Below are 7,436 nucleotides of genomic sequence, written 5' to 3'. Positions count from 1 at the left end.
AGATGTGTATAAGAGACAGTATCGCGACCGCTTCGCGCTCCCCGCAGGTGTGATCTACCTCGACGGCAACTCGCTCGGCCCGCTCCCCCGCGCCACCGCGCCCGCACTCGCCGACATGGCGGAGCGACAATGGGGCGAGCGGCTGATCCGCAGCTGGAACGAAGGCTGGATCGACGCGCCGCAGCGCATCGGCGGCAAGATCGCCGCGCTCATAGGCGCCGAGCCCGACGAAGTCATCGTCGCCGATTCGACCTCGGTCAACCTGTTCAAGCTGCTCGTCGCCGCACTCCGCCACGCAGCACCCCGCACGACGATCGTCAGCGAGACGGGCAATTTCCCGACCGACCTCCACATCGCCGAGGGCGCGGCCGGCTGCGTCCCCGGCGCGCTCCTCAACGCGGTCGCACGTGCCGATCTCGCCAGAGCGATCGACGGCGATACTGCGCTGCTGATGCTCACCCACGTCCACTACAAGACCGCCGAGCGATTCGACATGGCGGCCTGGACCACCCGCGCGCACGACGCCGGCGCGCTCGCTCTGTGGGACCTCAGCCACAGCGTCGGCGCGATCCCGCTCGACCTGGGCGGCGCGGGCGCCGATCTCGCGATCGGCTGCGGCTACAAATATCTCAACGGCGGCCCCGGCGCGCCGGCCTTCCTGTTCGTCTCGCGCCGGTTGCAGGAGCAGCTCGCCAGCCCGCTCTCGGGCTGGATGGGCCATGCCGCGCCGTTCGAGTTCGGCGACGCCTACAGCCCCGCCCCCGGCATCAAGCGCTGGCTCGCCGGAACCCCCTCGATGCTGGCGATGGCCGGGCTCGAGGCCGGGATCGACCTGTGGCGCGACGTCGACCAGCAGCAGGTCGCCGCCAAGAGCGCCGCCCTGTTCGACGCGCTCGCCGCGATCGGGGCAAACCTCGGCCTCGAATGCGTGTCACCCGCCGACCCGAGCGCGCGCGGCAGCCATATCAGCTTCCGCCACCCGCAAGCCTATGCGCTGTGCCAAGCGTTGATCGCGCGCGGCGTGATCGGCGATTTCCGCGATCCCGACATCCTGCGCTTCGGGCTGACGCCGCTGTATCTCGGCTTCGAAGACGTGGTCCGCGCGGGCGCGATACTCGGCGAAATCCTCGGCGACGGCAGCTACGCCGATCCGGCGTTCGCCACGCGCAACGCGGTCACTTGACGCCCGCGCCAAGCTGATTGCACCCCCGGCATGCATCCGGTATAGCCGCTGCTCTTCCCGCCCCGGCCCGCGATCGCGTTGCCGGGGCCGCTTCATTTAAGGGTTTCCGCGCACATGGCACGCCGCCGCCAGATCTACGAAGGCAAGGCCAAGATCCTTTACGAGGGTCCCGAGCCGGGTACGCTGATCCAATATTTCAAGGATGACGCCACCGCTTTCAACGCCCAGAAAAAGGGCACGATCAGCGGCAAGGGCGTGCTCAACAACCGGATTTCCGAGCACATCTTCACGTTGCTCGGGCTGATCGGCGTGCCGACGCACTTCATCCGCCGGCTCAACATGCGCGAGCAGTTGATCCGCCAGGTCGAGATCATCCCGATCGAAGTCGTCGTGCGCAACGTCGCGGCGGGCTCGATCTCGACTCGCCTCGGGATCGAAGAAGGCACGCAGCTGCCGCGCACGATCATCGAATATTATTACAAGGACGATGCGCTCGGCGATCCGATGATCACCGACGAGCATATCGCCGCGTTCGGCTGGGCGGGCCAGGAGGAGATGCACGACATCGCCGACCTCGCGATCCGCATCAACGATTTCCTGTGCGGGCTGTTCGCCGGGATCGGCATCCGTCTCGTCGACTTCAAGCTCGAATTCGGGCGCGTGTGGGACAACGACTATCCGCGCATCCTGCTCGCCGACGAGATCAGCCCCGATGGCTGTCGTTTGTGGGACATGACGACCAACGAGAAGCTCGACAAGGATCGCTTCCGTCGCGATCTCGGCGGTGAAGTGGAAGCGTATCAGGAAGTCGCGCGCCGCCTGGGCCTGCTGACCGAGGAGACCGACGGTGCGGTGCTCGATCTCGAGCAGCATCGTTTGAACAAGGGCAAGTAAGCCCCAATGCAAGCGCGAGCGCTGGCGCGGGCGGCCTGGCCGTTCGCGGCGCTCGCGCTGGCGTATCTGTTGACGGTGTGGCGCGTGGTCGGGCTTCCCGGCTTGCGCGACCCTTCTCTGCTCTACTGGCACGACTGGCAGGACCAGGCGTTGTATGTGCGCTCGGCGAGCGCGCTGGCGGCGGGGAACTTCGATCCTGCCGTCCATTATTATCCGCTGCTCTACCCGCTGCTCGGCATGCCGTTCCTGCAGGCGTGGCCGAGCCAGCCCTTCTTCTTCGTCGATCTCGCCTGCTATCTGCTCGCCTTCGCCGGGTTCCGGAGCGTTGCGCGTGCATTCGGCGTGCCCGGCGCGGGGGCGGCACTGCTGTTCGCCGCGACGACGCTCGCCCAATTCGGCATCGCCAAGCTGTGGATCGAGCCCTGGACGACGACACCCTCGGCGGCCTTGCTGTGGCTCGCGCTCGGCGCGATGGCGCGGTTGTGGGCGGATCCACGCATGTCCGTACCCCGGCGAAGGCCGGGGCCCAGTCGCGATGCAGCGGCTAACGAAGCGCTGCCCGAGCCTACGGCCCGCGCGCTCCTGGGCCGCGGCCTTCGCCGGGGTGCAGGAGAAGGGGACAGCCCCACCACCACATCCCGCTGGCCCGCGAGCATCATCGGCATCACGCTCGGGCTGATCCCGTTCGCTCGGCCCGGCGATGCGATCATCGGCGCGATCATCGCGCTCTCGGCGGCGGCAGCGCTCTACCGTGCGCGCGACGGGCGCGCCGCTGGTATCGCGATCGGCAGCTTCGCGCTCGCCTTTGCGCTCCTCGCCACGCTCTACATCGCAATCTATGGCCCCGCCCCCAGCCCCTACATGCTCTATTCGGCGCAATACGGCTTCACCTTCGCCTGGCTTGGCTGGAAGGCGTATGTCGTACTGGTCGACCCGCGCGGCTGGTTCGGCGAGGGGATGGGGTTGCTCGAATATGCGCCGTGGCTGCTGCTCGGCGGCGCGGGGCTGATCGCGGCGTGCCTCGCGACGCCGCCTGCGCGACGGCCCGTGACGCTCACCGTCGCCGCTGCGGGGGTAATCTACGGCGTGCTGATGCTGGCGTATGTCGATCTGCTGCCGACCGGCCTGTGGCGCTTCAACAATCTGCACTATTTCAAATGGGTGTTGCCGCTGTTCGGCCTGTTCGCGCTGCGCTTCCTGCTCGACGCGCGCCGCCGCCCGATCCTGCTGGTCGCGCTCGTGCCGGTACTGCTCGCGCTGACGATCCGGCTCGAGCCCGTCCGCGTCAGACCGAGCGAGCCCGCGCGGATGGTGATCTTCCCCGCCCCCAACGCGGCGGAATGGATCCCGACCTATTTCGCCACCGCCTGGATGGCCGACACGACCGGCGAGCTGCGCAATTCGTTCGACTATCACCAGATCCTGGTGTCCGGCCGAGTCCATGCCGTCGCGCTGCGCCGCGCCTTCACCGGCGACGAACGCTGGCTGGGTGACGCGCATGTCCGCGCCTTGCTCGCAGGGAAAGATGATGGCGGCTTCGCGCCGCTCTATCTGACCGGCCCGTGGCCCAAGCCCGCGCTCGCCCGCTACGGCATCGCGACGACGATCGGCCTGCCGCATTGGTTCGGCGGCGCGGCGGTGGTGCCCAAGGCCGAGTGAGCCGCGCGCGTAAAGCTTGCGACACGGGCCGCGGGTCGCCATAGGCTTGCGCGCTCAACCGTCGTAGCCAGGACAAGCCCCATGAAGCTCCGCATTTTCGTCACGCTGAAGCCCGGCGTGCTCGATCCGCAGGGCCGCGCGATCCACAAGGCGCTCGGCACCCTCGGTTTCGCCGGCGTCAACGATGTCCGCGCGGGCAAGCTGATCGAACTCGACGTCGCCGACGACACCACCGACGAGCGCGTCGACGCGATGTGCCGCGAGCTGCTCGCCAACACCGTCATCGAAAACTATCGGGTCGAGCGCGTATGAAGACCGCAGTCCTCGTCTTCCCCGGCTCGAACTGCGACCGCGACATCGCGACCGCGCTCGAGCAGATCGGCGGCACCGCGCCGACGATGGTGTGGCACGCCGAGACCGAACTGCCCGACGGCGTCGGCCTCATCGCGATTCCCGGCGGCTTTTCGTACGGCGACTATCTCCGCTCGGGCGCGATCGGCGCGCGATCGCCAATCATGCGCGCGGTGAGCGACGCGGCGGGGCGCGGCGTGCCCGTGCTCGGCATTTGCAACGGCTTCCAGATCCTGACCGAGGCCGGCCTGCTGCCGGGCGCGCTGATGCGCAATGCCGGGCTCGATTTCGTCTGCCGCGACGTCGCGCTGACGGTCGGCACCAGCCAGAGCGTCTTCACCAGCCGCTACGCCGCGGGCGAGCAGATCGTCTATCCGGTCGCGCATCACGACGGCAATTACTCGGCCGACGCGGAAACGCTCGACCGGCTGGAGGGCGAAGGCCGTGTCGCGTTCCGCTATGCGGGGCCGGTCAACGGCTCGGCGCGCGGCATCGCCGGCGTGCTCAGCCCGGCGGGCAACGTGCTCGGCCTGATGCCGCACCCCGAGCGGAGGATCGAAACCGCGGCGCATGGCGGCGACGACGGCCGGCGCATGTTCGAGGGCCTGTTCGAGGCGGTCGGGGCGTAACAAACCGTCGTCACCCCGGGCTTGTCCCGGGGTCCACCGGGACGCGCGTGCTGCGCCCGTTGCGAACGCGGCACGGTGGGCCCCGGCACAGGGCCGGGGTGACGAGTTGGGGCAAAACCGAAGCGGCCGCTACACCCGCGCGCGGAACGGCGAGAAGTCGGTCCCGCGGTCGTACACGTCGACCCCCTCGCCACGCTTGAGGAAGTTCACCACGAGATAGGTGAACGGCGTCAGCAGCACCTCCCACGACACCTTCAACAAGAACTGGCTGACCATCACCGCGAGCATCGCCTCGACCGGCCAATCGGGCGCGCCGTAGAAGGCGAGCGGGTAGAAGATCAAGCTGTCGAACCCCTGCGCCACGACGGTCGAACCGATCGTCCGCGTCCACAGCATCCGGCCCTCGGTCAGGATCTTGAGCTTGGCGAGCACGAAGCTGTTGGCGAATTCGCCGACCCAGAAGGCCGTCACCGAGGCGAGGATGATGCGCAAGCCGGTCGCCGCGGCAGGATCGACGAAGATCGAGCGACCAAAGACATATTCGTACGCCGCCTGCCCGTTCCATGCCGCCGCCGACGGCAACGCGACGACGATCTGCTCCATCAGCGCGAGGAAGATCAGCGCGCCGAACCCCGCCCACACGCAGCGCCGCGCGCGGGCATAGCCGTACACCTCGGTCAGGATGTCGCCGATCACATAGCTGACCGGGAAGAACAGGATTCCCGCGCCGAACGGCCAGGGCCCGATCCACGGCAAGTCGATCACCGAGCGTTTCCCCGCACCGACGACGTTCGACAGCAACAGGACGACGACGAAGGCGACCATGACGAAATCGAAATAGCGGAATTCGCGACCGCGCGTCTGCTCCGCGGTGATCGTCTTCAAACCGTCCATGTCGTTTCGCTCCCTGATCGAACCAAGCTATGAAGCCGGTTTCGCGCGCACGCAATCCGCGCTAATGGCGAAGCCAGTGCGCGCCCGTAGCTCAGTTGGATAGAGCAAGGAGCTTCTACCTCCTCGGTCGGGGGTTCGACTCCCTCCGGGCGCGCCAATGCCTTGTCCGGTTGCAATTACCGTGCGCCGCTGATGCACAGCGATGCTCTTGGACAGCCGCAGACACGCATAGCGAGCCTGCCGTCAGTCCCAGCTTTTTCAGTCGGGCCGTTGAAATACCAGGCTTAACGGGCCCGCCGCCGCCTGATGTCACCTCCATGCCCGCACTTGAGCCATGGCTAACCCAACGCCCGCATTTGCGACTTCGCCCATGACAACGGTATCGCGCAAGCCGGCGATCGCGGAGGTGCTTCGTGCCCTCGGCAGCATCATGCTGCAGAACATCAACCCGGCCTAACAAGGCCAGTCGTGGACTGTAGAGAGAAAAAAGGCGCCCGGAACCGAAGCTCCGGGCGCCAATCCGATACGCCAGATCAGATCTGGCTGAGGCGAACCTCGCCGAAGCCGAAGCGACGGCTGACGCGTACCTGCTCACGCTCAAGCTTTTCTCGGGCGCAACGGCTGAAAGCCTTGTCGCGACAGTCGAGTACGACCGTCGTGTCGGCTGTGAGAACAGTCGTCCCGTTCTCGACGACCGAGCGCTGATTGGTGACGTGCGGATGTATCATATAGGGCACTGGATGCCTCCTATCGTTGGACGGCAAAATCTCCGTCAGACGCAGGATCTCACACCGGTGGTGCGAAAGTCGATATCTTTGGATGCGAAGCAACCGGCAGCGGCACGACATTCTCCGGTGCTTTGGGAGCATCACCCACCGGTGCGCTGATCTTCCCTATGACTCAGGTAGCCGTCGATACCTCGGCGAACGAGCATCGTGGCGAATTTCTCGCCGTATCCTTCCCGAAGCGCCGCTCGGACCTTTCGGGCAAAAGGCTCCGGGTTGCGGTCATTCCCCTTGACGCGGTCGAACACCTCCGCGGCAACCACCCAGATCACGTCGGCCAGCGTTAGCGTAGCCACGAACTCTTGGTCGATCTTTTCGATCATCACGCGCAAAACGTTCATCAGCGCGAATGCGTTGTCGGGCGTTAGTGGCCCGTCAGGCAACGTCCGGAACTGAACACCACCAAGATCTGTGATGCCGTTTGTCCAAAACCGTTGGAGGTGGTGGGAGTGGTTCGCAAGGTATGCCGCGAACGCGGACGTGGGCTCTTCGTTCACATGGGCGTAGTGGTTTCGTAGCAAACGGAGATATCCAAGCGTCCGGTAATTTCCAGTCACGGGCGCCGAGGTCGACCACTCCGTCATTTTCGCCAGAAGCTGGTCCTCGGCTGCCTTCACGGCGATGCCATCGGCTGGGCTCGCGTGCACGACCGCACGAAAACTCTCGATTTCCTCGACATAGGCGAGCGCGTGCTCGACGCCGGTCACGACGCCCATCTGCAGTTCGATCTGCTCCGAGGCCATCGCGAACGCAGGAAGATCCTTCATCTGGCGATAGATGCGGCGTGCATAAGGATTGGCGGGGAACACGCTCGTAGTGAACCCGTCAGGAGACGCGCCTGCGAGTGCGGATAGCGTCATACCGAGTTCGTGTCCGCCCAGCGCCGCGAAACAGAGCTGATCGTTGATAAGAACCAGTCGCTTCACGAATTTTGTTCTGATGGGTGTCTTGTTCATGGCCACGTCCTAGTGGTCCGAATCTAACACTTGGTGCCCGCGTCTGACCGCGGCGATGATTTTATCGGGGTCGGCGGTCCAGACG

General features: G+C 66.0%; 8 protein-coding genes and 1 tRNA gene. 6 read left to right on the top strand and 3 right to left on the bottom strand.

Annotation, left to right across the window (positions count from 1 at the left end):
• The first annotated feature begins 4 nt into the window (after nucleotides 1–4).
• The 5 genes from kynU (at nucleotide 5) to purQ (ending at nucleotide 4,716) form a co-directional block, all read left to right on the top strand.
• On the top strand, nucleotides 5–1,183 hold the full coding sequence (kynU, locus tag QN347_RS18250; protein ID WP_323494291.1) for a kynureninase: 1,179 nt from the start codon (nucleotides 5–7) through the stop codon (nucleotides 1,181–1,183).
• Nucleotides 1,184–1,297: 114 nt separating this feature from the next.
• On the top strand, nucleotides 1,298–2,077 hold the full coding sequence (gene purC / locus QN347_RS18245) for a phosphoribosylaminoimidazolesuccinocarboxamide synthase (protein WP_133189851.1): 780 nt from the start codon (nucleotides 1,298–1,300) through the stop codon (nucleotides 2,075–2,077).
• Nucleotides 2,078–2,083: 6 nt separating this feature from the next.
• Nucleotides 2,084–3,736 (top strand): hypothetical protein, encoded by a 1,653-nt coding sequence (locus tag QN347_RS18240; RefSeq protein WP_322160332.1) that lies wholly within the window; start codon nucleotides 2,084–2,086, stop codon nucleotides 3,734–3,736.
• An 81-nt stretch (nucleotides 3,737–3,817) separates the two neighbouring features.
• Nucleotides 3,818–4,048, top strand: coding sequence for a phosphoribosylformylglycinamidine synthase subunit PurS (gene purS / locus QN347_RS18235; protein WP_010185224.1), 231 nt, complete (start codon nucleotides 3,818–3,820; stop codon nucleotides 4,046–4,048).
• Nucleotides 4,045–4,716 carry a phosphoribosylformylglycinamidine synthase subunit PurQ gene (gene purQ, locus QN347_RS18230; protein WP_322160334.1) on the top strand — a complete coding sequence of 224 codons (672 nt, stop codon included), beginning with the start codon at nucleotides 4,045–4,047 and terminating at the stop codon, nucleotides 4,714–4,716. Before purS ends, purQ begins: the two co-directional genes overlap by 4 nt.
• A gap of 129 nt (nucleotides 4,717–4,845) precedes the next feature.
• Here purQ and QN347_RS18225 read toward each other — a convergent pair whose 3' ends face one another.
• On the bottom strand, nucleotides 4,846–5,610 hold the full coding sequence (locus QN347_RS18225; RefSeq protein ID WP_322160336.1) for a queuosine precursor transporter: 765 nt from the start codon (nucleotides 5,608–5,610) through the stop codon (nucleotides 4,846–4,848).
• A gap of 80 nt (nucleotides 5,611–5,690) precedes the next feature.
• Here QN347_RS18225 and QN347_RS18220 point away from each other — a divergent pair.
• Nucleotides 5,691–5,767: transfer RNA gene (locus QN347_RS18220), tRNA-Arg, on the top strand.
• Between the two features lie 376 nt (nucleotides 5,768–6,143).
• On the opposite strand, the gene QN347_RS18215 is transcribed toward QN347_RS18220, so the two are convergent.
• Nucleotides 6,144–6,347, bottom strand: a complete 204-nt coding sequence (locus QN347_RS18215; protein ID WP_323494290.1) for a hypothetical protein — start codon at nucleotides 6,345–6,347, stop codon at nucleotides 6,144–6,146.
• A 131-nt stretch (nucleotides 6,348–6,478) separates the two neighbouring features.
• Nucleotides 6,479–7,351 carry a hypothetical protein gene (locus QN347_RS18210; RefSeq protein WP_322160340.1) on the bottom strand — a complete coding sequence of 291 codons (873 nt, stop codon included), beginning with the start codon at nucleotides 7,349–7,351 and terminating at the stop codon, nucleotides 6,479–6,481.
• Between the last annotated feature and the right edge of the window lie 85 nt (nucleotides 7,352–7,436).

Origin of the sequence: Sphingomonas sp. 10B4, from assembly GCF_035019905.1 — a bacterium.
Taxonomy (GTDB): domain Bacteria; phylum Pseudomonadota; class Alphaproteobacteria; order Sphingomonadales; family Sphingomonadaceae; genus Sphingomonas; species Sphingomonas glacialis.
Note: the sequence above shows the minus strand (reverse complement) of the source record. Positions and strands in the feature narration are given on the sequence as shown.